Below are 2107 nucleotides of genomic sequence, written 5' to 3'. Positions count from 1 at the left end.
TGTAGATCACGTACGCCGGGTGCTCGGGACGGATACGCGTACCCAGCGGGCCGGCCGGGAGGGCAGTCAGGTCCAGCCCGTCGACGGCCACGACGTTCGTCGCATCCGACCGCGCGATCACGGACGCCGTACTCGTCGAGGCCAGAACCACAGCCGGCCGCGCATCGCCCAGCATGTACGCGATCCGCTCCGCCGGGTACGCCGGATCGATCGGCAAATACGCACCCCCGGACTTCAACACCGCAAGCAGCGCCACGACCGAGTCGATGCCACGCTCCAGGCAGACACCGACGAACGACTCCGGACCCACGCCCAGGGCCGCCAAGTGGCGGGCCAGCCGGTTCGCGCGAGCGTCCAGATCCGCGTACGAGACCTCCACACCACCCGAGACCACCGCCACCGCCTCCGGCGTCCTCACCACCTGCGCCTCGAACAGCTCAGGCAGCAAACCCCCCGGCAACTCGACCGCCGTGCCGTTCCACTCCGTGAGGACCTGATCGCGCTCGGTCTCGCCCAGGACGTCCAGGGCGCTCAGGCGGAGCTGCGGGTCTGTGGCGAGTTGCTCGATGGCGTGCGTCCAGCGCGCCACGAGCCGCTGGGTGGTGTCCGCGTCGAAGAGGTCGGCGGCGGCGACCACGGAGCCGCGCAGGCCTGCCGGGGCTCCGTTCTCGTCGACGGTCTCGACCACCGAGGCGTCCAGGTCGAACTTCGCCACCGAGGTGCCGGTACCAGTACCGGCCGCGAGGCCCCCGGCCCGCACACCGTCGAGATCGAGGACGGCTTCGGCGTTGTTCTGCACCTGGAGCATCACCTGGAACAGCGGGTGCCGGGCCATCGACCGGCTCGGGGACAGTTCCTCGACCAGCTTCTCGAACGGGACGTCCTGGTGGGCGAAGGCGGACAGGCTCGTGTCGCGGACACGGCCGAGGACCTCGCGGAAGGTCGGGTCGCCGGACAGGTCGGTGCGGATGACGAGCGTGTTGACGAAGAAGCCGACGAGGTCGTCGAGGGCCTCGTCCGTGCGGCCGGCGTTCGCCGCGCCGATCGGGATGTCCGTACCCGCGCCCAGCTTCGACAGGAGCATCGCCAGGGCGGCCTGCAGCACCATGAACGTGGTCACGCCCTCGGCCCGCGCCACCTCCGCGAGGCGGGCGTGCACGTCGGCGGGCACGGTCAGGGCGGCGTCGTGCCCTCGGTGTGAGGGCTCCGCCGGCCGCACGCGGTCGACCGGGAGCTGAAGTTCCTCGGGTGCGTCGGCCAGTGTCCGCCGCCAGTAGGCGACCTGGCGGGAGATGAGGCTGTTCTCGTCGTTCTCGTCGCCGAGGAGTTCGCGCTGCCACAGCGCGTAGTCCGCGTACTGCACCGGCAGCGGCTCCCACGCAGGGGCGCGGCCCTCGCGACGCGCCGCGTAGGCGGCCGACAGGTCGCGGGCCAGCGGGCGCTTGGACCAGCCGTCGCTGGCGATGTGGTGCATCGCGACGACGAGCACGCGGTCGTTGTCGGCGGTGGTGAACAGCGAGGCGCGGAAGGGGATCTCGACCGCGAGGTCGAAGGCGCGTCCGGCCGCCGCGGCGACCGCGTCGGCCAGCTCCTCCGGAGCGACCTCCACCAGGGGCAGGGTCCACTCCAGCTCGTCGACGGCGACGATCCGCTGGTACGGCTCGCCGTCCGCCACCTCGAAGACGGTACGCAGGACCTCGTGGCGCTCGATCACGTCCCGCAGGGCGGCCTCCAGGGCCTCGTGGTCGACGTCGCCGTCGAGGCGCAGGGCCACCGGGACGTTGTAGGCCGCGTTCGGGCCCTCCAGCTGGCCGATGAACCACAGGCGGCGCTGGGCGAAGGAGAGCGGTACGCGCTCCGGGCGCTCCCCCGCCTTCAGAGCAAGCCGGGCCTGTTCGGCACCGGTCAGACAGGCGGCGATTCCGCCCACCGTCGGGGCCTCGAAGAGTTCACGGATTCCGACCTCGACGCCGAGGACGGAGCGGATGCGGCTGACGAGGCGGACGGCGAGGAGGGAATGGCCGCCGAGCTCGAAGAAGTCGTCGTCCACACCCACTTCGGGAAGTCCGAGGACCTCCGCGAAGGCCAGGCACAGGATCTCCTCCTG

At 71.5% G+C, this 2107-nt stretch carries 1 protein-coding gene; it reads right to left on the bottom strand.

Annotation, left to right across the window (positions count from 1 at the left end; translation table 11 throughout):
• Positions 1-2107: condensation domain-containing protein (locus ACWCXC_RS37390; protein ID WP_450891814.1), on the bottom strand; the 2107-nt coding region annotated here is incomplete at both ends.

The organism is Streptomyces sp. NPDC001515 (genome assembly GCF_053597115.1).
The sequence above is the reverse complement of the archived record's forward strand: the minus strand, read 5'-3'. Positions and strand labels throughout refer to the sequence as shown.